This window comes from Nocardia anocheti (assembly GCF_029675105.1).
Taxonomy (GTDB): domain Bacteria; phylum Actinomycetota; class Actinomycetes; order Mycobacteriales; family Mycobacteriaceae; genus Nocardia.
In genome coordinates this window covers 727226-750892 of record NZ_JAQQFV010000001.1, presented here as the reverse complement: position 1 = coordinate 750892, position 23667 = coordinate 727226, and the positions used below count along the sequence as shown (strand labels likewise).

The 23667-nt window shown below is 69.1% G+C and carries 28 protein-coding genes; 17 read left to right on the top strand and 11 right to left on the bottom strand.

What is annotated here, in order from left to right:
- Positions 1 to 11 precede the first annotated feature (11 nt).
- Together QC180_RS03620 and QC180_RS03615 are read left to right on the top strand one after the other, a co-directional pair.
- Complete coding sequence (locus tag QC180_RS03620; RefSeq protein ID WP_278261207.1) at positions 12 to 1532, top strand: adenylate/guanylate cyclase domain-containing protein; 1521 nt, start codon at positions 12 to 14, stop codon at positions 1530 to 1532.
- A 4-nt stretch (positions 1533 to 1536) separates the two neighbouring features.
- Complete coding sequence (locus tag QC180_RS03615; protein WP_278261093.1) at positions 1537 to 2619, top strand: lysylphosphatidylglycerol synthase transmembrane domain-containing protein; 1083 nt, start codon at positions 1537 to 1539, stop codon at positions 2617 to 2619.
- Here the strand turns inward: QC180_RS03615 and QC180_RS03610 are convergent.
- The gene (locus tag QC180_RS03610; protein ID WP_278261092.1) at positions 2616 to 2972 is read right to left on the bottom strand and encodes a DUF3054 domain-containing protein; all 357 of its coding nucleotides are present in this window, start codon (positions 2970 to 2972) and stop codon (positions 2616 to 2618) included. The two genes, QC180_RS03615 and QC180_RS03610, sit on opposite strands and share 4 nt — an antisense overlap.
- Positions 2973 to 3041: 69 nt before the next feature.
- Entirely contained in the window at positions 3042 to 4679 is a 1638-nt protein-coding gene (locus tag QC180_RS03605; RefSeq protein WP_278261091.1) for an NTF2-like N-terminal transpeptidase domain-containing protein, read from the bottom strand.
- A gap of 439 nt (positions 4680 to 5118) precedes the next feature.
- Here QC180_RS03605 and QC180_RS03600 point away from each other — a divergent pair, with 439 nt between their 5' ends.
- Together QC180_RS03600 and aroQ are read left to right on the top strand one after the other, a co-directional pair.
- Complete coding sequence (locus QC180_RS03600; protein WP_278261206.1) at positions 5119 to 5673, top strand: hypothetical protein; 555 nt, start codon at positions 5119 to 5121, stop codon at positions 5671 to 5673.
- 15 nt (positions 5674 to 5688) lie between these two features.
- The gene (aroQ, locus tag QC180_RS03595; RefSeq protein WP_278261090.1) at positions 5689 to 6156 is read left to right on the top strand and encodes a type II 3-dehydroquinate dehydratase; all 468 of its coding nucleotides are present in this window, start codon (positions 5689 to 5691) and stop codon (positions 6154 to 6156) included.
- A gap of 88 nt (positions 6157 to 6244) precedes the next feature.
- On the opposite strand, the gene QC180_RS03590 is transcribed toward aroQ, so the two are convergent.
- Positions 6245 to 6691: a nitroreductase/quinone reductase family protein gene (locus QC180_RS03590; protein WP_278261205.1), complete on the bottom strand. Its 447-nt coding sequence runs from the start codon at positions 6689 to 6691 to the stop codon at positions 6245 to 6247.
- A 180-nt stretch (positions 6692 to 6871) separates the two neighbouring features.
- Here QC180_RS03590 and QC180_RS03585 point away from each other — a divergent pair, with 180 nt between their 5' ends.
- From QC180_RS03585 to QC180_RS03575, 3 genes are read left to right on the top strand one after another with little or no spacing between them, the layout of a single operon-like run.
- Positions 6872 to 7777 carry an ABC transporter ATP-binding protein gene (locus QC180_RS03585; RefSeq protein ID WP_278261089.1) on the top strand — a complete coding sequence of 302 codons (906 nt, stop codon included), beginning with the start codon at positions 6872 to 6874 and terminating at the stop codon, positions 7775 to 7777.
- Positions 7774 to 8604, top strand: a complete 831-nt coding sequence (locus tag QC180_RS03580) for an ABC transporter permease (protein WP_278261088.1) — start codon at positions 7774 to 7776, stop codon at positions 8602 to 8604. The genes QC180_RS03585 and QC180_RS03580 overlap by 4 nt, the downstream gene beginning before the upstream one ends.
- Positions 8594 to 8830, top strand: a complete 237-nt coding sequence (locus QC180_RS03575; RefSeq protein WP_278261087.1) for a helix-turn-helix transcriptional regulator — start codon at positions 8594 to 8596, stop codon at positions 8828 to 8830. The genes QC180_RS03580 and QC180_RS03575 overlap by 11 nt, the downstream gene beginning before the upstream one ends.
- A 44-nt stretch (positions 8831 to 8874) precedes the next feature.
- On the opposite strand, the gene QC180_RS03570 is transcribed toward QC180_RS03575, so the two are convergent.
- The gene (locus QC180_RS03570) at positions 8875 to 9744 is read right to left on the bottom strand and encodes an NAD(P)-dependent oxidoreductase (protein ID WP_278261086.1); all 870 of its coding nucleotides are present in this window, start codon (positions 9742 to 9744) and stop codon (positions 8875 to 8877) included.
- A 145-nt stretch (positions 9745 to 9889) separates the two neighbouring features.
- Here QC180_RS03570 and QC180_RS03565 point away from each other — a divergent pair, with 145 nt between their 5' ends.
- Positions 9890 to 10231, top strand: coding sequence for a winged helix-turn-helix transcriptional regulator (locus tag QC180_RS03565; RefSeq protein WP_278261085.1), 342 nt, complete (start codon positions 9890 to 9892; stop codon positions 10229 to 10231).
- Here the strand turns inward: QC180_RS03565 and QC180_RS03560 are convergent, their stop codons facing one another.
- Complete coding sequence (locus QC180_RS03560) at positions 10232 to 11365, bottom strand: glycerate kinase (RefSeq protein ID WP_278261084.1); 1134 nt, start codon at positions 11363 to 11365, stop codon at positions 10232 to 10234.
- A gap of 74 nt (positions 11366 to 11439) precedes the next feature.
- Here QC180_RS03560 and QC180_RS03555 point away from each other — a divergent pair, with 74 nt between their 5' ends.
- Entirely contained in the window at positions 11440 to 11751 is a 312-nt protein-coding gene (locus tag QC180_RS03555; RefSeq protein ID WP_278261083.1) for a GNAT family N-acetyltransferase, read from the top strand.
- Here the strand turns inward: QC180_RS03555 and QC180_RS03550 are convergent.
- Positions 11745 to 12506 carry a lysophospholipid acyltransferase family protein gene (locus tag QC180_RS03550; RefSeq protein WP_278261082.1) on the bottom strand — a complete coding sequence of 254 codons (762 nt, stop codon included), beginning with the start codon at positions 12504 to 12506 and terminating at the stop codon, positions 11745 to 11747. The genes QC180_RS03555 and QC180_RS03550 overlap by 7 nt on opposite strands.
- Before the next feature lie 108 nt (positions 12507 to 12614).
- Here QC180_RS03550 and QC180_RS03545 point away from each other — a divergent pair, with 108 nt between their 5' ends.
- From QC180_RS03545 to QC180_RS03535, 3 genes are all read left to right on the top strand, one after another.
- Positions 12615 to 13253, top strand: a complete 639-nt coding sequence (locus QC180_RS03545) for a YqgE/AlgH family protein (protein ID WP_278261081.1) — start codon at positions 12615 to 12617, stop codon at positions 13251 to 13253.
- A gap of 62 nt (positions 13254 to 13315) precedes the next feature.
- On the top strand, positions 13316 to 13825 hold the full coding sequence (locus QC180_RS03540) for a sigma-70 family RNA polymerase sigma factor (protein WP_278261080.1): 510 nt from the start codon (positions 13316 to 13318) through the stop codon (positions 13823 to 13825).
- Positions 13822 to 14511 carry an anti-sigma factor family protein gene (locus QC180_RS03535; protein WP_278261079.1) on the top strand — a complete coding sequence of 230 codons (690 nt, stop codon included), beginning with the start codon at positions 13822 to 13824 and terminating at the stop codon, positions 14509 to 14511. Before QC180_RS03540 ends, QC180_RS03535 begins: the two co-directional genes overlap by 4 nt.
- 141 nt (positions 14512 to 14652) lie before the next feature.
- Here QC180_RS03535 and QC180_RS03530 read toward each other — a convergent pair whose 3' ends face one another.
- From QC180_RS03530 to QC180_RS03520, 3 genes are all read right to left on the bottom strand, one after another.
- Complete coding sequence (locus tag QC180_RS03530; RefSeq protein ID WP_278261078.1) at positions 14653 to 15426, bottom strand: ABC transporter permease; 774 nt, start codon at positions 15424 to 15426, stop codon at positions 14653 to 14655.
- On the bottom strand, positions 15423 to 16379 hold the full coding sequence (locus QC180_RS03525; RefSeq protein ID WP_278261077.1) for an ATP-binding cassette domain-containing protein: 957 nt from the start codon (positions 16377 to 16379) through the stop codon (positions 15423 to 15425). Before QC180_RS03525 ends, QC180_RS03530 begins: the two co-directional genes overlap by 4 nt.
- Before the next feature lie 114 nt (positions 16380 to 16493).
- On the bottom strand, positions 16494 to 17021 hold the full coding sequence (locus QC180_RS03520; protein ID WP_278261076.1) for an EXLDI protein: 528 nt from the start codon (positions 17019 to 17021) through the stop codon (positions 16494 to 16496).
- A 138-nt stretch (positions 17022 to 17159) separates the two neighbouring features.
- On the opposite strand from QC180_RS03520, the gene QC180_RS03515 reads away from it, so the two are divergent.
- From QC180_RS03515 to QC180_RS03495, 5 genes are all read left to right on the top strand, one after another.
- Positions 17160 to 18839, top strand: a complete 1680-nt coding sequence (locus QC180_RS03515) for a thiamine pyrophosphate-binding protein (protein ID WP_278261075.1) — start codon at positions 17160 to 17162, stop codon at positions 18837 to 18839.
- On the top strand, positions 18836 to 19495 hold the full coding sequence (locus QC180_RS03510) for an SRPBCC family protein (protein ID WP_278261074.1): 660 nt from the start codon (positions 18836 to 18838) through the stop codon (positions 19493 to 19495). Before QC180_RS03515 ends, QC180_RS03510 begins: the two co-directional genes overlap by 4 nt.
- Complete coding sequence (locus QC180_RS03505) at positions 19492 to 20511, top strand: 3-oxoacyl-ACP synthase III family protein (RefSeq protein ID WP_278261073.1); 1020 nt, start codon at positions 19492 to 19494, stop codon at positions 20509 to 20511. Before QC180_RS03510 ends, QC180_RS03505 begins: the two co-directional genes overlap by 4 nt.
- Positions 20508 to 21527 carry a pyridoxal phosphate-dependent aminotransferase gene (locus QC180_RS03500; RefSeq protein WP_278261072.1) on the top strand — a complete coding sequence of 340 codons (1020 nt, stop codon included), beginning with the start codon at positions 20508 to 20510 and terminating at the stop codon, positions 21525 to 21527. The genes QC180_RS03505 and QC180_RS03500 overlap by 4 nt, the downstream gene beginning before the upstream one ends.
- A 97-nt stretch (positions 21528 to 21624) precedes the next feature.
- Complete coding sequence (locus QC180_RS03495) at positions 21625 to 22641, top strand: DUF6670 family protein (protein WP_278261071.1); 1017 nt, start codon at positions 21625 to 21627, stop codon at positions 22639 to 22641.
- A gap of 45 nt (positions 22642 to 22686) precedes the next feature.
- On the opposite strand, the gene QC180_RS03490 is transcribed toward QC180_RS03495, so the two are convergent.
- Positions 22687 to 23016 carry a hypothetical protein gene (locus QC180_RS03490; RefSeq protein ID WP_278261070.1) on the bottom strand — a complete coding sequence of 110 codons (330 nt, stop codon included), beginning with the start codon at positions 23014 to 23016 and terminating at the stop codon, positions 22687 to 22689.
- A gap of 87 nt (positions 23017 to 23103) precedes the next feature.
- Positions 23104 to 23511, bottom strand: coding sequence for an SdpI family protein (locus QC180_RS03485; protein WP_278261069.1), 408 nt, complete (start codon positions 23509 to 23511; stop codon positions 23104 to 23106).
- Between the last annotated feature and the right edge of the window lie 156 nt (positions 23512 to 23667).

Genomic DNA, 23667 nt, shown 5'->3' with positions numbered 1-23667 from the left:
TCAAACAGACCATGCGAACGCGCTGGCCGCTGTATCTGACGTCGATGCTGCTGGCCAACGCGTTCGGCGCGGTACTCGTGTGGGCCTTCATCCAGTACGGGCTGCCGGTGCCGGAGGGCGACCCCACGGGCGTGCGCCAGACCGGACTGCTGGCTCCCGTGCTGGTGTTCGGGGTGGCCGCGGTCCTGAGTATCTTCGCCGCCGCGCTGATGTTGCGGCCGGTCATGCGCTGGCAGATGCGCGGCGGGCCACCGAGCAGGCGCGAGCAGATGGCCGCGCTGCACGTGCCGCTGCGGCAGTCGATCGTGCACCTGGTGCTGTGGATCATCGGCGGCGGCATCCTGGCCGGGCTGATCATCGCCGAATCGCCCGAGCTGGGCGGCGCGGTGATCGTCACCGAGTGTATGGCCGCGACCATCGTGTTCGGCTTCACCTATCTGCTCGGTGAGCGCATCCTGCGCCCAGTGGCCGCCCAGGCGCTCACCGAGGGCACCTTCGACCACACGCTGACCCCCGGGGTCGGCACCCGGATGGCGATGACCTGGGGCATGGGCACCTTCGCGCCGACCATCGCGATCGTGCTGCTGTGCGTCACCCAGATCTCCTCCGACGTGAAATTCTCGGCCAACTCGCTGGCCATCTCGATCCTGCTGCTGTGCGGCGTGGTGATCATGCAGGCGCTGGCGCTGTCGATGCTGACCGGCTCGTCGATCTCCGACCCGGTGCGTCAGTTGTCCCAGGCGATCAACCGGGTGCAGGGCGGCGCGCGGGACGTGCAGGTGGAGGTCTACGACGGCTCGGAGATCGGGCTGTTGCAGGTGGGCTTCAACCGGATGATGGAGGAGGCTGCCAAGCGACGCAAGCTGCAGGAACTGTTCGGTCAGCACGTAGGCGAGGACGTCGCCCAGCGCGCGCTCGACTACGGCACCGAGCTGGGTGGTGAGACACGGTTCGTCGCGGTGCTGTTCGTCGACATGGTCGGCTCGACGGCCGCCGCGGCCGAACGCCCGCCGACCGAGGTCGTCAGCCTGCTCAACGAGTTCTTCCGGGTGGTCGTCGACGTGATCGACAGCCACCACGGCTTCGTCAACAAGTTCGTCGGCGACGCGGCGCTGGCGATCTTCGGCGCCCCGCTCGACCGGCCGGACGCCCCCGGCGCCGCACTCGCCGCCGCCCGCGACCTACGCGAGGCCCTGCGCGAGGTGACCAGCCTCGATGTCGGCATCGGCGTGTCGGCCGGGCTGGCCGTGGCGGGCAATATCGGCGCCGCCAACCGCTTCGAATACACCGTGATCGGCGACCCCGTCAACGAGGCGTCGCGACTCACCGAACTGGCCAAAGATCATCCCGGCCGCGTCCTCGCTTCGGGCAGCGCGCTGTACTTCGCCGACGAAAGCGAGCAAGACCATTGGGAGACCGGCGACGAGGTCCAGCTGCGTGGCAGACGCAGAAAAACCCGCCTGGCCTGGCCGAAGAGCGCGACCGCCGAGTTCGGCGCGCGGCCGGGAGAACAGGTTCGTTCGTTAGGCTGAGACCGTGACGGCCGACGGCGACCTACCGGGCGAACCCGCCCTGCCCGCAGCCGAGCGCCGCCGCCGGTTCCGATGGCTCAAGTGGGTGCTCGGCGTGGTGCTGCTGGCCCTGCTGATCGGTGAGGGCGCCTATCTCTGGCCGCGCCTGCACGAATCGTGGCGCACGCTCACCGAGATGCACTGGGGCTGGCTGGCGCTGTGCATCGTGTTGCAGGCCGTGTCGATGAGCGGTTTCGGGCGGGTGCAGAAGCAACTGCTGCACGCGGGCGGGGTGGATGTCAGCCAGCGCAAGTCGGTCTCGGTGGTCTACGGCGCCACCGCCATGTCGCTGACGTTGCCCGCCGGACAGGTGTTCTCCACCGCCTTCACCTACCGCCAGACCCGGCGCTGGGGTGCCAGCCCGATCGTCGCGTCGTGGCAGCTGGTGTTCTCGGGTGTGGTGGCCGCGGCGGGCCTGGCGCTGCTGGGCATCGCGGGAGCGGCGCTGGTCGGCAACCGGATCGGGTTCAATCTGATCGCGTCGCTGGTCGCGCTGGCCGCGCTGCTGTTCGCGGGCAACTATCTCGCCCGGCATCCCGGCACGCTCGAAGCGCTGTTGCGGCGCGTCCTCGCGCTCGTCAACCGGTGGCGCAAGAAGCCCGCCGACCACGGCATCGCCAAGCTGGCCGAGATCCGTGACCAGCTCGAATCGGTGGAGCTGGGCAAGAAGGACGCGGGCCTGGTCGGCGTCTGGGCGCTGGTGCACCGCTTCGCCGACGTGGCCTGTCTGGGCGCGGCTTGTTTCGCCATCGGCGCCGAGCCGAAGCTGTCCGGCCTGCTCATCGCGTTCACCGCGGGCAAGGCGGTGGGGTCGATCCCGTTCGCGCCCGGCGGCCTCGTCTATGTGGACGCGACGCTGATCTACGGCCTCACCGCGGGCGCCGGACTGCCCGCCTCCCAGGCGGTGGCCGCGGCCTTCATCTACCGGCTCGTCAGCTTCATCCTGGTGGCGATCGTCGGCTGGATCGTGTTCGCGTTCCTGTTCCGCACACCCCACGACGACGACGCCGCCCTCGAAGCCGAGTTCAAGCAGCAGCGCAAGCTCTAGCGCAGCGCGGTGATCGCGGCCCGCCAGCCGAGCAGGAACAGCGCGAGCACGCACGCCGCGACGATGACGAAGCTCACCGCCACCCCCTGCCCGCTGACCGCGCGCAACACCATCCCGCCGACGAGGGTGCACGCCCAGATCACCAGGCCGCTGGGCCACAGGGCGGTGGGGTCGAAGCGCGACGAGCGGGCCAGCGACACCGCGACCGCCCAGCCGAGCACGAGCCCGATCCCGAAGGGCCACACCGTTTTCACCAGCCCGGCGAGCACCGCTTCGTCGTGACTGCGCCTCCCGATCGCGCAGAAGACGATCACCAACAGGGCATCGACAAGAAACGGCGCGAATCTCTTCACTCGAGCAGCGTAACCGTTGTTGATCTAGATCGAGATCGGGTCGATACCCACTGACCAGTGTGCATGGGCTCAGGGCTCCGGCGACGCCAGCGATTTCAGCAGCACCGAGGCCAGCCGAGAGGTGGCGTCGCCGCTGTCGGCATCGGCGATGTGCACCGCGAAGACCAGATCGCCCATGGTGGCCAGCAGCCAGCCGTCGTTGCCGCCGGTCGCCGCGAACGCGGTGACGTCACGGAAGCCGCGCAGCGCAGCCGTTTCCGGCTTGCCGATGCCCTCCTGCATCATCGCGCGCAACCGGTCGACGGCGGGCTGTTCGAGGGTGGGGATCGGGGTGTCGGTGGTGCTCGGATGACCCGCTTCGATCATCGGCGGCACCACCGAGCCACGCGAGATCGCGGCCGCGGCGATCGCCATCCCGAACGGGCTGGCCAGCACCGCGTCCGAGCCCGCGCCCTGACGCACCTGCTCGGTATTGCGGCCGGGCACACTGATGCGCCCGGTGACCTCGTCGAGGCCGGGCACCTTGAAGTCGACGCCGACGCCGAGCGCGGTCGCCGCGTCGGCGGCTTCCTGCTCCGAGACGTCCTGCGGCGCCTTCTTCAGCTTCGCGGCGGCGACGGCGCGGAACAGGTCCATGGTGCCGCCCGCCGGGTACAGCCCGGTGAAGGCGACCGGGCCCTTCTCCGAGGCGTAGGAGTTCTGCGCGACGGCGACGACCGCGCCGGTGGACGGCTGGATCGCCACCACGCTGGCGGGCGTGCCCACGCTGACCACCGCGTCCTCGGCGGCGCGCTGCAACCGCTGGTCCATGGTGGCGGCGATGTCCGGACCGGCCGGGCCCTGGTAGCCCGCCACCTGGTTGACGAACTTGCCGTCGGCTTCGAAGATCTGCACACCCCAGCCCGCGGTGGCCTCGAGGCTGGACTGCCACACCTTGGTGAGCGCGTCGAGCATGGGCGACCAGGTGCGGCGGTCGGCCGAGATCAGCTTGGGCTGCTTCTCCATCACCACGCCGGGCACCTTGGCCATGCGCGGTTCCAGGATCGCGAAATCGCCTTCGCGCAGGTTCACCGCGACGACTGGCTGCCCCTGCGAGGCGGCCAGCTTCTGCATGAGCGCGGGGCCGGTGATCAGCGGCGCGACCGGTTCGATGGCGTCGGCCAGCGCGTTGGTCGAGGCGACGAGGTCGCCGGTGCGGCTCGGGTCGATCTTGATGACATTGATGGTCTGCTCGGTCATCAGCGGCTCACCGGCCAGGTCGACGACCTTCGGCGGCGGCGTGGCCGTGGTACGCACGAGTTTGACGGTGCGGTTGTTGGTGAGCTGCGGCATCACCACCGCGGGCTCCCAGGAGATGCGCCAGCCGATGGCGAGCTTGCGCACGGTGCCCTGCAGTGTGTAGGTCCAGTCCTTGCGCTCCCCGAAGTTCCAGCCGACATCCATGCTGAAGATGGCCGACTGCGGGTCCAGATCGATGACCTGGGTCTTCTCGTAGTCGACGGTGCCCGATTGCAGCCCCTCGAACATTTGCTTCATGGTTGCGGACGCGGCGGCGGGATAGGACGTCAGGTCGGCGGCCTTGGTGTAGTCCTGGTCGTCGAGCAGATCGGTGAACCGCTGGACAACCGATTCCGCCTCGCTCGACTTCCCACCCACTCCGCACGAGCACACCGCGAGGGCGAGGGTCGCAACCCCCGCGATCGCCATTGCGCCCCGGACGCGAAAGCGGCGGGATCCCCACACATCCATATCGCCCACTCTTCACTCTTGCCACTCCGGTAACAGAACCACCGTACCGGAAGTTGACCCGTCTCCGATGCCCCGGTAACACGGGACGCTACTAGACCTCAGCACCTCGATTGTGCCCGAAATCTCGCCCGATGAGGACTACATTTCGAACCTCGCCCAGCCAGTGGCAACATCTGGCGCGCTAACCGTACCGGCGGGCGCGCCCAGTTGTGCGGATCTCGCATTTGTCCGGCGATTCAAGCCGAGGGTACCCACACCCACCGACAGCCAACCCCCCGCCGTCCCCGCCCGGCGGGCACTCCCCGCGCCGTTCTCGCAGAGCGGAATCCACAGCTTCCATAACGGCGTAATCTTGTAATCAACGTAATAAATGCAAGCGAGAGAGCAGGTGATCGCCATGGGCAACGGCCATCGCGACCGTGGATTCGGCCGTCCCGGCGGCTGGCAGCAAGCCGATCTGCCCGACCCGGCCGACGCCGCCGACTGGTTCGCCGGGCGATTGCCCGACGACTGGTTCACCGGCCCGCCGGAGCTCGAGATCGACCGCGACGAGATCGTGGTGGTCGGCGCGCTGCCCCGACCCGAGGGCACCTCGGCAGCGACCAGGGAGGGCGCGCTGGCCCGCTGGCGTGAGTCGACGCGGCCCGCGCGCATGCAGATCGCCGACGAGGCCCGTCACCGTTACGGCCGCAGCGTCGCCTGGGGTGTGGACTTGGACGGCAAGCGAATCCTGTTCACCCACTTGGCGGTCCCGGTGATGACCCGCCTGCGCCAGCCCGAACGCCAGGTCCTCGACACCCTCATCGACGCCGGGGTGGCCCGCTCCCGCGCCGACGCCCTGGCCTGGACGGTGAAACTGGCGGGCAAACACGCCGAGAGCTGGCTCGCCGAACTCCGCGAGGCCATGCGCAAGGTCGACGACCTGCGCTCGGAGGGGCCGACCGGGTTGTGACCTAGAGTGATCCGTATGGCGGATACCGTGCGGGTCGACCCGATTCTCGTGCTCAACGGGCCGAACCTGAACATGCTCGGTACCCGCCAGCCGGAGGTCTACGGCTCCGACACCCTCGACGACGTGGTCGCGCTGTGCGAGCGCACGGCCGCGGAGTTCGGGCGCGAGGTGGTGGCCTTCCAGTCCAATCACGAAGGCGCGCTGATCGACCGGATCCACGCGGCGCGGGGCACCGTGTCGGCCATCGTGATCAACCCCGGCGGGCTCACCCACACCTCCGTCGCGCTGCGCGACGCGCTGGTGATCCCCGAGGTGCCGATCGTGGAGGTGCACATCAGCAATGTGCATGCGCGCGAGGAGTTCCGGCACCACTCCTTCATCTCCCCGATCGCCACGGCGGTCGTCGCGGGGATGGGCATCCAGGGCTACGCCGCGGCGATCGCGTTCTGTTGCCGCCTCTCCGGGTCTTCAGGCCAGACCTAGGCCGGAGCCCGGACTCGCTGGCGGCCGTCGGATTCGGGGCTGGCCGAGTCAGCCCGTCCCCGGCGAGTTACCCATGTTCTCGCGTGGATCAGGTCAGCCGGAAGACCGGGAAACCTGGTGCGATCTCGGCCAATTCGGCGTCGGTCGCGTTCTTGTCGAGGCCCTCGAAGAAGCGACCCACCTCCCAGCCCCACTTCTCCAGGTAGAGCCGCAGCAGCGGAATCTTGTCGGTGTCGGCGATCTCGACGGCGGTGAAGGCTTCGGCCTTGCGCCCCAGGCGCAGTTCGCCGGTGCCAGCGACACGCAGATTGCGCACCCACTGGGTGTGCCCGCGCGGGGCGACCAGGTAGCGCTGGCCGTCGGTGGCGGTCATCAGGTTGACCATGGTGGTGCGCCACTGCCCGCTCTTGCGACCGCGCACGGCCAGCAGCCTGCCACCGGCGACGCTGATCCCGAGGCGGGGCAGCCAGTTGAGGACCTTGTTCATGATCGGGTCGATGCCGGTGGGGCCGAGGTAGCGGGTGGCGTTGTCCATGCTGATCACTCCTGAACTGTGAGCACTGCTCTCTGTTGAGACAAGCATGCGCGCTGGGGACATCGATTGTCAAGAGCAGTGCTCTCGTTTTCCGATTCGCCCAATTCTGCCGAAGTATTGCCGCGATGAAATGTAGTACTTATGCTACATATCATCGAAGGTCGATGACTGGGAGGAATCATGGCTTCGAAGAACGGCGTCGTTCTCGACGTCCAGCGGTTGCAGATGCGCTACGGCGACACCGACGTGCTGCACGAGGTGACGTTCCAGGCGCGGCGCGGCGAAGTGCTCGTCATGCTCGGGCCCAACGGCGCGGGCAAGACCACCACGATCGAGATCCTCGAGGGGTTCCGCAGGAGGTCGGCCGGTCGGGTCGACGTGCTGGGGGCCGATCCCGAACACGGTGACGAGCAGTGGCGCGCGCGCATCGGCGTGGTGCTGCAATCCTGGCGCGACCACGCCAAATGGCGGGTGCGCGAGTTGCTCGCGCACCTCGGCTCGTATTACGAGCAGCCGTGGCAAGTCGACCAGTTGCTGGCCCTGGTCGGCCTCACCGAGCAGGCGGGCGCCAAGATCGCCACCCTGTCCGGCGGCCAGCGCCGCAAGCTGGATGTCGCGATCGGCGTCGTCGGCAAGCCCGACCTGCTGTTCATGGACGAGCCGACCGCCGGTTTCGACCCGACCTCGCGGCGCGACTTCCACGACCTGGTCCACCGCCTGGCCGATCTGGAAGACACCACCGTCCTGCTCACCACGCACGACCTGGACGAGGCCGAGAAGCTCGCGGACCGCATCCTCATCCTGGCCGGGGGACGCATCATCGCCGACGGCTCGCCCGACGAGTTGTCCCGCTCGATCGCCGGTGAGGCGCAGGTGAGCTGGACCGTCGACGGCCAGCGGTTCGTGCACACCACCGCGGAGTCGACGAAGTTCGTGCACGAGCTGTTCAAGCAGCACGGCGAGGCGATCGGCGATCTCGAGGTGCGCCGCGCCTCGCTCGAGGACACCTATATGACCCTGGTCCGGCGCGCCGAGTCCGGCGAGGACAGCGCGCCCGTCCACACTCTCGCGGAGGTCGGTCGATGAGCAAGCAAGGCATCCAGCGCGGCCTGATCGAACTGCGCCAGGCCTACACCAACGCCCCCGATCTGATCGGACAATTCCTCACCCCCGCGATCTCGCTCGGTGTGCTCTATCTGCTGCGCAACCGGATGTACGACGGCGGCGAGCTGTCGATCGCGGAACTGGCCCTGCCCGGCCTGCTCGGTTCGGTCATCGCCTTCAACGGCATGTACGCGATTCTCAATGTGCTGGTGCTCGACCGGGAGGACGGCACGCTGCTGCGCGCCAAGGCGGTGCCGAAGGGGATGGGCGCCTATGTCGTCGGCAAGATCATCGCCACCTCCGGGGCGGTGGTCGCGCAGGTGGTTATCGTGCTCGGTGTGGGCATGCTGATCATCGGAGGTTCCTCGCTCGGCGGGGCGGGCGCGGTCGCGACCTTCGTGTGGGTGCTGGCGCTGGGGATGCTGGCCGTGCTGCCCTTCGGTGCGATCCTGGGCAGCGTGCTCGACACCCGCACCGCGTTCCTGCTCACCATGCCGCTCATGGGCCTGGTCGCCATCTCCGGCATCTTCTACCCGATCACCGCGCTGCCGGGCTGGTTGCAGCTGGTCGCCCAGGCGTTCCCGATGTACTGGCTCGGCCTGGGCATGCGCTCGGCGCTGCTGCCCGCCGACGCGGTGGTCATCGAGATCGACCAGTCCTGGCGGCACCTGGAAACCGCTGCGGTGCTGGGCGTGTGGGCGGTGGTCGGGTTGCTGATCGCGCCGATCGTGCTGCGGCGCATGGCCGAACACGAGTCCGGTGCCGTGATGGCGCAGCGAAGGGAAAAGGCGATGCAGCGTGCCTTCTGAGGTCATCTACAACCGCATCGCGATGCTGCGCGCCGAGCGTGGCATCTCGCGGCGCGACCTCGCCGAGGCGCTGGGCGTGCACTACCAGACCGTCGGGTATCTGGAGCGGGGCGAATACAGCCCCAGCCTGCACCTCGCCCTGCGCATCGCGGCCTATTTCGAGGTGGCCGTGGAGGTGGTCTTCGCCACCGAACCGTTCCCCCGACTCGGCACCGGCACCGCGTGACCCCACCGTCCGGCACCACGGCGCCGGACGGTGTTTCGCGTGGATCACGCCGTGCCCCTGATCAATTCATAGGTCGACACCGCCTTGCCCGCTTCTTCGCTGGCGGCCACGGCCTTGCGCCAGTAGCTCTGGGCGAGGTGGGAGAAGGTGGCGTCGACGCCGACTTCCTCGCTGGCGTCGATGATGTGCTGGGCGCCCGCGTCCATCATCTTCAGGCTGGCCAGGTCGGCCCAGCCGCCGTTCTGGTTGGCGACGGCGAACTCCTCCATGAAGTACGGGTAGGCCTCGCTCGAGCGCACCGCGAAGGGGATGAAGCGCGCGATGTCGTGGCCGGAGCGGGCGATCATGGCCAGCGCCTGGTCGAAGGCCAGCAGCCAGGGATGGAAGACGGTGAGCAGGGCCTGGTAGTAGATCTGGGCCAGGCCGTCGTCGGTGCCGAGGTATTCCTGCGGGCTGAGCGGGCGCAACAACTCGGCGTGCGCGTCGAAGACGTCCTTCGGACCGCTGAAGAAGATGTAGGACGCGGGGTGCTCGATATTGTCGCCCGCCGACATCACCCCGCCGGAGAGGAACTGCGCGCCGCGCTCGCGCACCCACGCCGCGCCCTTACGCGCCTGCTCCGGCGAATCCGAGGACAGATTCGCGATCACCTTGCCCGCCAAGGCTTCCGGTGCCTGACCGAGGACGTCGTACATGGCGGCGTAGTGGGTCAGGCTCAGGACCGACACCTCGTTGGCCGCCAGCGCCTCGGCGACGGTCGCGGCGCGCCGGGCGCCCAGTTCGACCATGGCGTCGACCTTGGCGGTGCTGCGGTTCCACACCGTCACCTCCACGCCCGCCGCCAGGAAGGCGCGCACCATGGCCTGTCCCATCGGGCCGAGACCGAGGACGGATACGGATTTCTGCTCGGACATCTTCTGCCCCTTCGTTTCTCGAAGCTGGATTCTCGCGGCGCCGGAATCCATGGTGCGCGGCCGGGACAGCGCCGGGAAGACCGCACGTGGGAGTGTGGTTGCTTACCTGGAGGTCCGAAATACGGTCGGGAGAGGTGCGGCGGCGATGAACAGTGATCCAGATCACGACATCTGTGGCATGAGCTTGGCCATCGACGTGGTCGGTGGCAAATGGAAGATGCACCTGATGTGGGTGCTCGGTGAGGGCCCACAGCGGTTCGGGCAGATCCGCAGACTGCTCGACGGCGTGAGCGAGAAGGTGCTCACCGAGAACCTGCGCCAACTGGAGGCCGCGGGCGTGGTGCACCGCGAGATCTACGCCGAGATCCCGCCGCGGGTGGAGTACTCGCTGACCCCGCTCGGCGAGACCCTGCGCGGGGCACTGGGCGCGCTCGAGACCTGGGGCAACGAGCACCGCGCCGAACTCACCGGGCGGATCGCCTCCTGATCAGAGGTGCTCCATGGCGATGCGCTCGCCGATGCGTTCGAGCAGCGGCACCGCCTCGGCCATCGAGCGTGCCGGATCGGATTCCAGATCGCTGAGCGGATAGCAACGCCGGAACCCGGCGGCGCGAATCTCCCCCGGCGACAACAGGGTTCGCCCCACCGCCGCCACCACCGGCACCCCGGCGGCCTTGGCCGCCGCGCCCACCCCGACCGGCGCCTTGCCGTGCATGCTCTGGTGATCCAGTGACCCCTCACCGGTGACGACCAGCGCCGCGCCGTCCACCAGCGCGTGGAATTCCAGCAGCTCGAGCACCACGTCGATCCCGCTGCGCACCTCGGCACCGAGCACCGCCAGCGCCCCGAATCCGGTCCCGCCCGCGGCCCCGGCACCGGAGATCTCGGCATAGCCGGTGCCGAGCACCGCGGCCCAATTCGTCAAGGCCGCTTCCAGTTCCAGCATCTGCGCCGGACTCGCGCCCTTCTGCGGCGCGTACACCGCGACCGCGCCCGCCGGACCGAGCAGTGGATTGTCGACATCGCAGGCCAGCGTGAACCGCGCCCGCGCGATGGCCGGATGCAATCCCGCCCGGTCCACCCTGCGGACCTCGGCCAGCAGCGCCGACACATTGGAACCCGTTGCGCGCATACCCAATTCGTTGCCAGTACCGTCGAGCAGGCGCAGCCCGAGGGCGCGCAGGAACCCCGCGCCGCCGTCGGTCGAGGCGCTGCCGCCCAAACCGAGGACGATCTCGCGGGCGCCGTGGTCGAGCGCGTGCGCGACCACCACGCCGAGGCCGAAGGTGTCGGCGCCGAGTGGATCGAGCCTGCCCCCAGGCAGTTTCACCAGGCCGACCGCGGCGGCCAGTTCGACCACCGCGATGTCACCGTGGCGGGCGTAGACCGCCCGCGACGGCTCCCCGGTGGGTCCGGGCGCGTCCACCGGCACCGCCTGCCAACCGCCCGCGACGAACGCGTCGACCATGCCGTCCCCGCCGTCGGCCACCGGCACCCGGCGCACGTCGGCGAGCGGCCTGCGCCTGCTGATTCCGGTCGCCAGCGCCTCGGCGACCTCAGCGGCGGTGAGGGAACCCTTGAACTTGTCCGGGGCGAGCACCACGCGCGGTCCGATGGTCATCTGGCCATTGTCCGGGCTCGGACCGAAACCCGCCATACACAGTCCGTGACCGGTCGGCGGGGTATTTTCGACCCATGGCGACCGAGGTCCGCAACAACACCGCGCTCGAGCGGTTCGAACTCACCGCCGACGGGCAGCCCGCCGGTTACATCGAGTACCAGGACACCGGAGCCGAGCGCGCGCTCGTGCACACCGAGATCGCGCGCGAGTTCGAGGGCCGCGGACTGGCGAACGTGCTGGTCCAAGCCGCGCTCGACGCCAGCAGGGCCGACGGTTTCAGTGTGCTGCCGCTGTGTTCGGTGGTGCTGCACTTCGTGCGGACCCATCCCGGCTACATCTCGCTGGTCCCGCAGGGCGCGCGTGAACTGTTCGGGCTGCCTCAATAGCGCGCCACCGCACCGTCGACGGCGTGCTGCAACTCCTCCTTGACGAAGCGGGCGATGTCGCCCGGCCGCTGGGGTAGCTCGGCGACCGGCGCCCGGAAGTACACCGACGCCGAGACCACCTCCGCGCCGCTGGGCTCGACCTTCGGATCGGCGCGCGGCCCGTAACTCATGCCGAGCGCGACCAGCGCGGGGGGCGCGTCGAGCTTGGCCGCGCGGAAGGCGATGTGCCCGATGCCGCTGCCGATCGACTGCACCGCTGTCGGGTCGACGTCGTTGCAGGTGCCCTCCGGGAAGATGGCCAGGTGGTCGCCGGTGGCCAGGCGCTGCGCGCAGACGTCCATCATGCGCTGACCGGCGGCGTTGACCGCCCGGATGCCGTGGTCCTTGCCGCGGAACACCGGAATTCCGCCCATCATGTCCACCTTGCGGCGCTGTTCGGGGTCGAGGAACAGTTCGTCCTTGGCCAGCACGCGGACCCGCCCGATCTTGCCGCGCAGTGGCGAGCGCCAGGCGGTGGCCGCGACGGTGTAGGGATCGCTGGTGGACAGGTGGTTGATGGCGTAGATGACGGGCCGCCCGCTGCGCACCAGCGCGCGCAGCCCGGCCTTGGCGCCCTCGGCGAAGGACACCCGAGGCCGGTAGCGCCGGGCCAGCACCGCGTAGGAGGCGAGCGCTTTCCACCGGTTCTGCTGATGTCGCAGGTAGTAGTCGTACACGGCGGCGTCGTCTTCGAGCAGAACCTCGGGTGCGGGCATGAGCCGACCCTACCGTTCGCGATGACGGACCCTTCGAGCGAGAAATTTTCCCGAACCGAGGCGGTCCGTGGGAAGCGCGACCCACTGCCGCAATGCGATGATGACTCGGTGGCACGCGGAGACGACCCGGACGAACGCCGGACGCGCGACGGGCGCGGGGACGACCGGCGGCCCGGACAGCCCGCACGCGGGGTCCGGGCGGGCAATCTGCTGGTGTCGGCGACCGACCTGGTCGAGCCGACCTTCCGGCGCACGGTGGTGTACATGATCGAGCACAACGACGCGGGCAGCCTCGGGGTGGTGCTGAACCGGCCGAGCGAGACCCCGGTGGTCGATGTGCTGCCCGATTGGGCCGAGTTGGCGGCCTCGCCCTCGGATCTCTACATCGGCGGTCCGGTCAAGCGGGACGCCGCGCTGTGTCTGGCCACGCTGCGCGCGGGCGTCGACATCAGCGAGGTGCGCGGGTTGCGCCGCGTCGACGGGCGGGTGGTGCTGGTCGACCTGGACGCCGACCCGGCCGAGATCGGCCCGCTGGTGGAGGGCATCCGGATCTTCGCCGGGTACGCGGGCTGGTCGATGGGTCAGCTCGGCGGCGAGCTCGACAACGACGACTGGCTGGTGGTCTCGGCCCTGCCCGGTGACCCGCTGGCCACCGACCAGCACGATCTGTGGGCCGGAGTCCTGCGCCGACAGCCGCTGCCGCTGGCCCTGCTGGCCACCCATCCGATTGAACTCGAACGCAACTGACCCCGTTACTCCATCAGCAGAGGGAGTGACCGATGAACACCGAGCAGTGATCCGGACCGCCGATGGACGACGGTCGCGACGAACTGATGCGCGCGCTCTACGCCGAGCACGCGCCCGCGCTGTGGCGTTTCACCCTGGGCCTGGTGCGCGATCCCGGCCGCGCCGAGGACATCGTCCAGGAGACCCTGCTGCGCGCCTGGCAGCGGCCCGCCGTCCTGGAACAGACCGAGACCTCCCCGCGCGCGTGGTTGTTCACCGTGGCCCGTAATCTCGCCGTCGACGAGCATCGCAGTGCCCGTCATCGCCGCGAGTTCGGCACCGACACCCCGCCCGAGCAGGTGAGCCCCGACCAGTCCGACCGGGCTCTGGACGGCTGGCTGGTCGCCGACGCGCTGAGCACGCTGAGCCCCGACCACCGCGAGGTGATCGTGCGCGCCTACTACCGCGGCCTGGGGATGCGCCAGATCGCCGACGAGCTGGGCATTCCACCGGGCACGGTGAAGTCGCGGCTGCACTACGGCATGCGCGCGCTGCGCCTGGCACTACAGGAGATGGGGGTGACGAACCGATGACCGACCTCGCCGACGAGTACAGCACCTGGGACGCCGCCTATGTCCTCGGTTCGCTCGGTGCCACCGAACGCCGCGCCTACGAGACCCACCTGCTCGACTGCGCGCACTGCCAGGAGGCGGTCGCCGAGCTGTCGGGCCTGCCGGGCCTGCTCGCCCTGGTAGACCGCGACACCGCCCTGGCGATGGTCGAGTCCGACCCCGCACCGGTGCCCGATCTGCTGCCCGCGCTGGCCGCGACCGCCGAACGCAGGCGCAGGCGGCGCCGCTGGCTGGGGATCGGCAGCGCGGTGGCGGCCGCCGCGGCCGCGGTCGCCATCGCCGTCCCGGTGACGATGACGGTCGCGCGCTCGGACCCGGCCACCGCCCAGGTCGTCGCCGCCCAGCAGCTGCGCGCCGTCGAGCAGACCCCGATCAGCGCGGAGGTGCGACTCCTGCGCGACGGCGACCGCACCCGCCTGGTGATGACCTGCCGCTACGCCCCCAGCGCCTACGGCTCCGGCTACACCTGGCGCTACGGCCTGGTCGTCACCACCGGCGACCAGCGCATCGCCCTGGACCAGTGGCCCGCGGGCCCCGGCACCGAACTCACCGTCGAACGCACCATCGACGCGGCCCCCGAGTCGATCGACACCGTCGAGATCACCGCCGTGGACTCCGGCCGCACGGTCCTGGTCGCCGAGCTCTGACCACGCCGAAACGGCCCCGAGATGTTCGGGGCCGTTCGACTGATCTGGCGAGCACATGGGTAACTCACCGGGTACCGGCTGACTTCGCACATATCACGCCGCAAGCCGCCAGCGCTGCTGTCAGCGCACTCGAGTCTGGCCCTAATACGCGGAGAGGCGGACTGACCACAGGTAGCCGCCACCCGCGATCACCACGCACCAGGCCAGCGAGACCCACCCGTTGGCACCGATCTCGGTGCCCATCAGCAGTCCGCGCAGCGTCTCGGTGATGGGCGTGAACGGCTGGTACTCGGCGAACTGACGCAGCCCGACCGGCATGGTGTCGGTGGCGACCAGGCCGCTGCCGAGGAACGGCATCATCACGATGGGAAACGGTGTGTTGCTGGCACTTTCGGGGGTGGGCGAGAGCAGACCCAGCGCGATGGCGAGCCAGCTGAAGGCGAAGGTCACCAGCGTGAGCAGGCCGAGGGCGGCGACCCATTCGACCAGGTCGGCGTTGGGCCGGAAGCCGATCAGCAGCGCGACACCGGTCATCATGGCCATGCCACCCAGCGCCTGCACGAGCGCGCCGAGCACATGCCCGGTGAGCATGACCGACTGCGAGATCGCCATCACCCGAAAGCGATTCACGATGCCCTTGCTCTTGTCGGTGGCGATCGAGACGGCCACCGACACCGTCATGTACGCGGGCAGCAACAGCAGCATGCCCGGCGCCAGATAGTCGATGTACTCCCCACCGGAGGACTTCTCCAATGCCCCGCCGAAGACGTAGTTGAACACCAGCAGCAGCACCGTCGGCATGACCAGGATGCCGAACACCATGCTCGGATAGCGCTTGGCATGGATCATGTTGCGGCGCAACATGATCAGGGTGTCGGACAACGCGTGCCCCGGGGTAGCGGTCTGGACACTCATGCGAGGGACTCCTGTTCGGTGGTGGCGCCGGTAAGGGTGAGGAAGACGTCGTCGAGGTTCGGGGTGTGCACGGAAACGCCACCCTCTTCGATGTTCTCGGCGTCGAGCAGGTCGAGCACCGCGCGCAGGGAGCGCACGCCGCCGTCGCTGGGCACCGCGAGGGTGAGGCCGTCGCCGCCGTCGAGCACGCACGCGGACGGGCCGAGCGCGTAGCGCGCCGCTTCGAGGGTCGCCTGGTCGGCGAAGTCGACGCGGATGTGACCGCCGGGGACGAGCCGTTTCAGCTCCGCCGCGGTGCCTTCGGCGACGATGCGGCCGTGGTCGAGCACCGCGATCCGGTCGGCGAGCTGGTCGGCTTCCTCGAGGTACTGGGTGGTGAGGAAGACGGTGACGCCCAGGTCGTCGACCAGGCCGCGGATGATCTCCCAGATGCCGCGACGGCTGCGCGGGTCCAGGCCGGTGGTCGGCTCGTCGAGGAAGATCACCCTCGGGTCGCCCACCAGCGTCATGGCCAGGTCGAGCCTGCGGGTCATGCCGCCGGAGTAGGTGCCAGCGGGCTTGTCGGCGGCCTCGACCAGGTCGAAGCGGGTCAGCAGGTCGGCGGCCAGGTCGCGGGTGGCGCGGCGGGGCAGATGGTTCAGATCGCCCATCATGTGCAGGTTCTCGCGCCCGGTGAGCAGTTCGTCGACGGCGGCGAACTGCCCGGTGACGCCGATGAGTCCGCGCACGCCCGCCCGGTCGGCCACCACGTCGTGGCCGCCGACCACGCAGTTCCCGCCGTCGGCGCCGATGAGCGTGGTGAGGATCTGCACGGTGGTGGTCTTGCCCGCGCCGTTGGGGCCGAGCAGGGCGAAGACCGTGCCCTCGGTGACGGTGAGGTCGATGCCGTCGAGGACCGTGTGCTCGCCGTAGGCCTTGCGCAGGCCCCGTGCGGTGATGGCCGAGTTGACCATGGTCGTCCCTTTCCAGAGAATTGCATTCATTGGTGCGAATAAGTGCATGAGTTATCGACACGTCCCCCCGGGGGGCGTGGTGGTGAGGCGAGATGTGCGGTTGTCGGCGGGGAGCTAGATGTCGAGCTCCTCGATCTGCGGGTGCTCGACGATGTCGACCACCTTGCGGTACAGCTTGTCGGGGATGCGGCCCTTCAGCGCGGTGACCTCGTCGAAGATCTCGTAGTCGTAATCGCCCCAGTCGAAGGCGCGATCACCGATCCCGAAGAAGCGGCGCCAGTACTTCCACTCCTTCATGTCACCGGCCGCCGGGCCGGTCGGATAGTCGCTCCACGCCGCGGTGTGGGTGTGCAGCACGAGCTTGCCCTTGCGACTGCGGTAGACGGTCAGGTTCCGCACCTGCTCGTCGCCCATCTCCTGCCATTCCCCCAGCAGCGAACCCTGGAAGCGCACCTGACGGGCCCCGTCGCGTCCCACCTGCAACACGATCTCCTCGAATCCGGCCTCGCGACCTTCCTCCAGGTGGATGAGCCTGCGCAGCGCGGTGACCACCGTGCTGGACAGATTGCCCCCGACGAGTTCCTGCGCCCGCTGGAACAGGGGCAGATCGTCGTCGGCTACGTAGATCGTCTTGTTGGGCATGAACTCACTATACGTAGATGTATACGTACACACAAGAGGGAAGTTTCCCCGATCCGATGAACCCCTGTTCCGCGCGCTCCGTAGTACCGAGAAGAGGCGGCCCGCAGGCCGCCCGGAATGCCGCGTGGAGGAGTGCCGATGCCGGACCGAGTGGTGGACTACCTGGTGCGGGAGCTGGCCGAACGGGGCATCACCCACATCTTCGGTGTCGACGGCGCCAATATCGAAGACCTCTACGACGCGATCTTCGACGCGGACGGCCACCCCGCCGGAATCGTCGCCAAACACGAGTTCTCGGCGGCGACCATGGCCGACGGATACGCCCGCGCCACCGGCGGACTCGGCGTCGTCGCGGCGACCTCCGGGGGCGGTGCGATGAATCTGGTGGCCGGGCTGGCCGAGGCATACGCCTCGCGGGTACCGGTACTCGCGCTGATCGGGCAACCACCGACCGCACTGGAAGGCGCCGGGGCGTTCCAGGATTCGAGTGGACTCGCCGAATCGATCGACGCGCGAGCGCTGTTCGCGACGGTGAGCCGCTACTGCGCACGGGTAACCGACGCTTCGGCATTCCCCACCCAACTCGCGACCGCCATCACCGCGGCCGAGGCGGGCGGACCAGCGGTACTACTGCTCCCCAAAGATGTTCAGCAGCAGCACCTGTCACCCCCGATCCACCGAGCAACCGAAGGCCCGACCCACGCAGGTGGTGACGGTCGCTTCGGATCGGCTTCCCTTGCGGCGCAGCGCTTCGCCGCCGAGATGGACCGGGCGGGCACACTGGTCGTCATCGCCGGTGACCAGGTCGCGCGCGACAATGCCCGCCCGGCACTGGCCGAGTTCGTCTCCGCGCTGGGCGCCTCGATCGGCCTGGCGCCGGATGCCAAGGACGTCTACGCCAATACCGGGCCCGGCTATCTCGGCGTCGCGGGGAGCATGGGCCATCCCGAACTCCTCGACGCGCTGGGCTCCGCGAGCGCCTGCCTGTTGATCGGCACCCGTCTCCCGGTGACCACGCGCGCCGGACTCGAATCCGCCCTCGCCGATCTGCCCCTGCTGAGCATCGGCACCCTCCCGCCACACCTACCCGCCACCCACCTGACCAGCACCGACCTCGCCACGACCCTCACCGAACTACTCCCCCATCTCCCCCACACCCGCACACCACCCCCCGCGCGGGAACCCACCCCGCTCCCGGTCCCGGAATCCGACGGCCCCGGCCTGCGCTACCGCACGGTCGTCGAGGCCATCCAGACCGCGCTGCCCGACGGCACCGATGTCTTCGCCGACGCGGGCAATACCGGCGCCTCGGTCGTCCACCACCTACGCGTCCCCGACGGTGGACGTTTCGTCGTCGCGCTCGGCATGGGTGGCATGGGGTACGCCTTCGGCGCCGGGATCGGCTCGGCCTTCGCCCGCCGCGACGGACCGCGCCGCACCGTGGTCGTCGCCGGTGACGGCGCGTTCTTCATGCACGGCATGGAGATCCACACCGCCGTGGAGTACGACCTGCCCATCACCTTCGTGGTCTTCAACAACAACGCGCACGCCATGTGCGTCACCCGCGAACAGCTCTTCTATCGAGACCGCTACAGCTTCAACCGCTTTCGTCCCGCCCACATCGGCGCTGGCATCGCCGCCATGTTCCCCGGACTCGTGACCCACACCGTCGAAGACGCCGCCGACCTCACCGAAGCCCTGCGCCGCGGCATGGCCACCCCCGGTCCGTCCTTTCTCGAAATCCTGTGCGACCCCGACGAAATCCCGCCCTTCCACCCTTTCCTGTCGACCATCGAATCCGCGAGGAGAACATCGTGACGACCAGCGAGCTGCCCGCTCTCAGCGACATCCCCGACGGGGTGGTGCCCGGTGTGCTGCGGATCGAGAACTCCGATCGCGAGGCGACCACGCCGATCATCATGGACATGCTGCGGTCGGTGTATCCGCACGACCAGGTCTTCGGCGAGTACTGCCCGGTGCAGTCCTATATCGCCGCGCCGCCGCGCGAGGTCTTCGAGTATCTGGCCGACACCCGCTCGCTCGAGGAATGGACCTACAGCCTGCGCGGCTTCGCCGAGACCGACGAGCCGGGGCTGTGGCTGTCCTACGACCGGCTCGGCGACAGCACCAAGTGCTACACCCGCACCGTCGCCCATCCCGAGGCCATGACCGTGGACTACCACTGCGCCTGGGATCAGTCCGCGCACCTGTGGATGATCTACCTGATGCGGGTGGTCGACGCGCAGGTGGTGTTCGACAAGCCGGGCTCGGTGGTGCTGTGGGTGAACTGTCACCACCCCTTCTACGACGAGAACGGCTATCCCGAGACGGCGCCGCCGGGTCGGCCGGTGTGGGTGGGCGACTTCTGGGAGATGTTCTCCGCCGGGCACCAGCTCGAGCTGGACAACCTCAAGGCCATTTGCGAATATCGCGCGGCCAACGGGCTGCCCGTCAAGCCGGAGTGGATGCGGTGAACACGCCAGCTGTGAGCCTGGTCGACGTCGCGAGCTACCTGCCCGGCGACCCGGTCCCCACCGACTACTTCACCCAGTACTCGCGCTCGGAGCGGATGGCCAAGAACGTGATGTTCCGGTCGCCGACCGGCCGCCATCACGTCTCCCGCGACGACACCGCCGTCGACCTGGCCGAACACGCCTTCGCCGCCCTGCGCGAACGTCACGGCGACGGGCTGGCCGCCGAGCTCGACATCATCATCACCCACACCCAGCTCCCCGACAATCCGGTCATGGGCGCGGGCCCCGAGCTGGCCCGGCGCCTCGGTGCGCACCCCGCCCACGTGCTCGACGTGCACAACGGCGGCTGCGCGGCCTTCGTGCACATGATGGCGCTGGCCAGGATGATGATGGCCACCAGCGAGGCGAAGACGGCGCTGATCGTCGCCACCCAGAACTGCGCGGGCCCGGTGTTCACCCAGCCCGACATCCGCAAGCTGGCCCAGGCGCCGGTGCCCGGTGACGGCTGCGGCATCGGCCTGCTGCGCAAGGACGATTCGGCCCCCATCCTCGACATCGAATGCCGCACCTACCCCGAATTCGCCGGTGACATGGACTTCTCCACCAACGGCCCGCGCAAGTACTGGGAGCCCGGCGAGGGGCAGGGGTGCGTGAGTTTCACCGAATCCAAGATCACCAAGGTGTTCGCGCGCGGCAATCGGCTGGTGCCCGAGGTGGCGCTGGCGGTGTGCGACCACATCGGGGTGAAGGGGCGCGATATCGACACCTTCGTCACCAACCAGCCCAACCGCCTGTTCCTGCGCAACTGGACCGACGCGCTGGAACTGCCCGCCGATCGCCACCCCGACACCTTCGATCAGTGCGGAAACCTGTTCGCGGCGGGCATTCCCGTGACGCTGGATGTGGAGAATCGGGCGGGCCGGTTGCGCAACGGGTCGGTGGTGCTGATGTCGGCGTTCGCGCACGCGGGGGATTTCGCCGGTGCGGCGGCGGTGCGCTGGGGCGCGGCGCGATGACCCTGCTCGCCGAACCCACCATCCCGTCACGGCGCTTCGCCGCCGGGAGTACCCGCGTCGACCTCAGTCTCAGCGAGAACCCTTTCCCGCCACTGCCTTCCGTGATCGCGGCGGTACGCGAGACGCTCACGCTGGCCAACCGATATCCGGAGTTCCTGCCCGACCAACTGCCGCGCCTGATCGCCGAGCATCTCGGCGTGCGGCCCGAGGAGGTGGTGGTCGGCGCGGGCGCCACCGGCGTGGCACTCCAGGTGATGCGCGCGCTCGGTGCGGGTGAACTCGTCAGCAGCACACCGACATTCGACGGCTATCCGGTGATGGCGGAGATGACCGGGATGACGCTGGTCCCCGTGCCGCTCGACGCGGCGGGCGATCAGGACCTGCCCGCCCTGCGTCGCGTGGTGAACCGCCGCACCGCGCTGATCGTCGTGTGCCGTCCGCACAATCCCACCGGCACCCTGCTCGACGCGGGCGCGGTCCGCTCGTTCCTGTCGGCCGTCGGCCGCAAGATCCCCGTGCTGCTCGACGAGGCCTACGTCGAATTCCTCGCTCCCGCCGATCATCTCGACATCCACGACCTCCTGCGCAAACACCCCAATCTGTTGATCCTGCGCACCTTCTCGAAGGCGTACGGCCTGGCGGGGTTGCGCATCGGCTACTGCCTCGGCCGCGCACCCCTGATCGACCGCGTCCGCCAGCAGCAACTCCCCTTCGGCGTCCCCACCTCGGCCGTGGCCGCCGTGCGCGCCAGCTACGCCGCCGAGCCCGAACTCCGCGAGCGCGTCGCCCGCATCACCCACGAGCGCGACCGCCTGCGCGCCGCCCTGCACGCCGACGGCATCGTCACCCCCGACAGCCACGCCAACTTCCTCTACCTCCCCGGCCCCGGCCCGGCCACCACTCTCCGCCGCGCTGGCATCAAGGCCAAGCCCTACCCCGACGGCAGCGCCCGCGTCGCCATCGCCGACCCCACCGTCAGCCGGGCCATCCACACCGCACTGACAAATCGCGCCTGACCTGCGCGTACTCCGTCGCCGGAATGAATTTACCAAAACGTCAATTGTTTCTGATACTTTGAGTTACGCATACAACGGTGTTTGCGAGAGGACTTCGATGAGTGTCAGAGATGTTGTGTCCCGGGCCGCACAGCGCGCAGCCTCCGGCGCCTACGCGATGCGGGGTACGCCGTTCGATCCACAGACCGCGTTCCATCCGCCGCGCGGGCGGTACCGCACGGTCCACTACGGGCTCATGCTGCCCGGACTGCCCGCGCCGCTGAACTTCCTCGATGTGATCACGGTGATCGGTCAGCCACGAATCCCGCTGTGGCGCAACGATCATCTGATCGAGACGACCGATGCCGACACCGCCAATCTGCTCGTCGGCGCGGGGGTGCGGTTTCCGGGGCAGTTCCGTGGGTATCGGGTGGCGCGCGATCTGGAGCTCGCGCCCGATTCGAGCGTGGTCCGCTTCGGCGAGGAGTTCCAGCTAGAGGGGCGCTATCCGAATTTCACCGTCGCCTACCGCAATCCGGCCTTCGAGCTGGATCTGCGGGTGCGCGCCACCGACAAGGTGTCGCATTTCGTGGCGCTGCGTGGCGGGCTCTACGACCACTGGTCCCTGCTGTGCCAGTACGAAGGCCGGGTCACCCACGCGGGCGAGACCGTCGAGATCGCCGGGCTCAACACCCTCGAATACGCGCGCGGCGCGCACGTCCCGCTGCCGCTGCGGTTCTTCACCTACCAGATCATCAATATCGACGACAGCACCCAGGTGCTCATGGTGGAGGTGCTCGGCCCGCTCGGGGTGCCCGTGCAGCGGGCGGTCTACCTGCGCTCGCTCACCGACCACGGCGGCACCTACGAGGCCGGATTCCACTTCGAGGTCCACCGCCTCGAGCCCGCGCCGCGCCGGACCCCCAACGGCCTGTCGATGCGGCTCGCGTCGCAGTTCAGCTGGGGTGTGGACGACGACAACGGCGACGAGCTGATCGAGATCCACGGCACCACCAACGACGACTACGTCTACGGGATGGCGGGCGGCTACGTCGGCAGTTACGAGTACACCGGCCGGTTCCGCGGCGCGCCGATCACCGGCACCGGCTATATCGAATACCTCGGCACCCGCTGAGCCGCGCGTGCGGTGGGCGGCACGTGACCGCCCACCGCACGCCGATCAGCTCCCGCCGCCGCAACCACCGCCGCCTCCGCCGCAGCCGCTACCGCCACCACAGCCGCTGCCACTCCCGCCGTCGCTGCCGCCACCGCCGAACCACAGGAAGCCGCCACCGGTGGCCGCGCCGGACTCGGCCGCACCACCCGACGCGGCCCGCCAGCGCTGACGCCTCGACCGCAACGGCTTGGAGTTCTGCGCGCCCACCCGCACGCACCCGACGACGAACAGCACCGCGGCCCCGAGCAACACCAAGCCACCGGCCAGCGGCGACACGATGGCGACGACCACCCCGATCAACGCGACGAGAAACGCCGCTGCGACAACCTTCATGAACTTCCCCCGTTCAGATGCCTGCCTCCGTTGTACCTAAGACAGGCCCGGTCAGCCACCGATTTCGGGGCGACCCGGGGGGCGCGGTCAGTTGGCGGGCGCGCAGGTGTCGCGCAGCGAGCAGCCGCCGCACGAGGAACCGCAGCCGCCGACGGGAGCCGGGGGCAACAGGGGTTCGACCGCGCGGGCCGCCGCGTTGGCGCCCGCACCGAGGGTGAAGATCGCGATGACGGCCACGGCCACCGCCACGCCGAGAGCGGCGAAACCGCTCGCGACCAGGGCCACCAGGCCACCGGCGAACAGCAGCGCGCCCGCGCCCACCGAGGTGGGGGCCGCGATGCGGTTGGCGATGCGGAAGTTGTCGTCGCTGTGCAGCGCGGCCTCGGTGGTGACACCGAGGAAGGGATTGCGGGGCAGCTTGCCGAGCAGTCCGAGCACACCGGTCACGATGGCGACCGCGGCCAGCGCGAACAGAATCAGAGCGACGACGACCATTCCTGCAGGCTAGCGCACCCGCGCCGACCCCGGATCGAGCGCTCCCCACCGAGGTGACCGCCCACACACCGCGCGGGGCGTGGCAAAACGGATGGCGCCGACGATCTACCCTGTTAGACGATGTTTACCGGGGATCGGCGAGAACAAGAAGGCAGG

Coding starts and splice junctions, on each gene's coding strand:
- QC180_RS03620 (WP_278261207.1), top strand. CDS start 12: ATGCGAACGCGCTGGCCGCTGTATCTGACGTCGATGCTGCTGGCCAAC.
- QC180_RS03605 (WP_278261091.1), bottom strand. CDS start 4,679: ATGGCGATCGCGGGGGTTGCGACCCTCGCCCTCGCGGTGTGCTCGTGC.
- QC180_RS03600 (WP_278261206.1), top strand. CDS start 5,119: ATGGGCAACGGCCATCGCGACCGTGGATTCGGCCGTCCCGGCGGCTGG.
- aroQ (WP_278261090.1), top strand. CDS start 5,689: ATGGCGGATACCGTGCGGGTCGACCCGATTCTCGTGCTCAACGGGCCG.
- QC180_RS03590 (WP_278261205.1), bottom strand. CDS start 6,691: ATGGACAACGCCACCCGCTACCTCGGCCCCACCGGCATCGACCCGATC.
- QC180_RS03585 (WP_278261089.1), top strand. CDS start 6,872: ATGGCTTCGAAGAACGGCGTCGTTCTCGACGTCCAGCGGTTGCAGATG.
- QC180_RS03580 (WP_278261088.1), top strand. CDS start 7,774: ATGAGCAAGCAAGGCATCCAGCGCGGCCTGATCGAACTGCGCCAGGCC.
- QC180_RS03570 (WP_278261086.1), bottom strand. CDS start 9,744: ATGTCCGAGCAGAAATCCGTATCCGTCCTCGGTCTCGGCCCGATGGGA.
- QC180_RS03565 (WP_278261085.1), top strand. CDS start 9,890: ATGAACAGTGATCCAGATCACGACATCTGTGGCATGAGCTTGGCCATC.
- QC180_RS03560 (WP_278261084.1), bottom strand. CDS start 11,365: ATGACCATCGGACCGCGCGTGGTGCTCGCCCCGGACAAGTTCAAGGGT.
- QC180_RS03555 (WP_278261083.1), top strand. CDS start 11,440: ATGGCGACCGAGGTCCGCAACAACACCGCGCTCGAGCGGTTCGAACTC.
- QC180_RS03550 (WP_278261082.1), bottom strand. CDS start 12,506: ATGCCCGCACCCGAGGTTCTGCTCGAAGACGACGCCGCCGTGTACGAC.
- QC180_RS03540 (WP_278261080.1), top strand. CDS start 13,316: ATGGACGACGGTCGCGACGAACTGATGCGCGCGCTCTACGCCGAGCAC.
- QC180_RS03535 (WP_278261079.1), top strand. CDS start 13,822: ATGACCGACCTCGCCGACGAGTACAGCACCTGGGACGCCGCCTATGTC.
- QC180_RS03530 (WP_278261078.1), bottom strand. CDS start 15,426: ATGAGTGTCCAGACCGCTACCCCGGGGCACGCGTTGTCCGACACCCTG.
- QC180_RS03525 (WP_278261077.1), bottom strand. CDS start 16,379: ATGGTCAACTCGGCCATCACCGCACGGGGCCTGCGCAAGGCCTACGGC.
- QC180_RS03520 (WP_278261076.1), bottom strand. CDS start 17,021: ATGCCCAACAAGACGATCTACGTAGCCGACGACGATCTGCCCCTGTTC.
- QC180_RS03515 (WP_278261075.1), top strand. CDS start 17,160: ATGCCGGACCGAGTGGTGGACTACCTGGTGCGGGAGCTGGCCGAACGG.
- QC180_RS03500 (WP_278261072.1), top strand. CDS start 20,508: ATGACCCTGCTCGCCGAACCCACCATCCCGTCACGGCGCTTCGCCGCC.
- QC180_RS03495 (WP_278261071.1), top strand. CDS start 21,625: ATGAGTGTCAGAGATGTTGTGTCCCGGGCCGCACAGCGCGCAGCCTCC.
- QC180_RS03490 (WP_278261070.1), bottom strand. CDS start 23,016: ATGAAGGTTGTCGCAGCGGCGTTTCTCGTCGCGTTGATCGGGGTGGTC.
- QC180_RS03485 (WP_278261069.1), bottom strand. CDS start 23,511: ATGGTCGTCGTCGCTCTGATTCTGTTCGCGCTGGCCGCGGTCGCCATC.